At 67.0% G+C, this 764-nt stretch carries 1 protein-coding gene; it reads left to right on the plus strand.

What is annotated here, in order from left to right; genetic code table 11:
- Nucleotides 1-764: phosphomannomutase/phosphoglucomutase (locus tag PI86_RS15410; RefSeq protein ID WP_039324288.1), on the plus strand; the 764-nt coding region annotated here is incomplete at both ends.

Below are 764 nucleotides of genomic sequence, written 5' to 3' on the forward strand. Positions count from 1 at the left end.
GGCCCGCTCGCGACGCGCCTGTTCAAGGCGCTCGGCTGCGAACTCGTCGAGCGCTTCACCGACATCGACGGCACGTTCCCGAACCACCACCCCGATCCCGCGCACCCGGAAAACCTGCAGGACGTGATCCAGGCGCTGAAGGACACCGACGCCGAACTCGGCTTCGCGTTCGACGGCGACGGCGACCGCCTGGGCGTCGTCACGAAGGACGGCCAGATCATCTACCCGGACCGCCAGCTGATGCTGTTCGCGGAGGAAGTGCTGTCGCGCAACCCGGGCGCGCAGATCATCTACGACGTGAAGTGCACGCGCCATCTCGCGCAGTGGGTGAAGGCGAAGGGCGGCGAGCCGCTGATGTGGAAGACGGGCCATTCGCTCGTGAAGGCGAAGCTGCGCGAGACGGGCGCACCGCTCGCGGGCGAGATGAGCGGCCACGTGTTCTTCAAGGATCGCTGGTACGGCTTCGACGACGGCCTCTACACGGGTGCACGCCTGCTGGAGATCCTCGCGAAGACGGCCGATCCGAGCGCGCTGCTGAACGGGCTGCCGGACGCGATGAGCACGCCCGAACTGCAGCTCTGGCTCGACGAGGGCGAGAACTTCCGCCTGATCGAGAAGCTGCAGCAGGAAGCGAAATTCGACGGTGCGGACGAGGTCGTGACGATCGACGGCCTGCGCGTCGAGTATCCGGACGGCTTCGGCCTCGCGCGTTCGTCGAACACGACGCCGGTGGTCGTGATGCGGTTCGAAGCGGAGACGCAGGA

It is taken from the genome of Burkholderia sp. A9 (assembly GCF_000801975.1).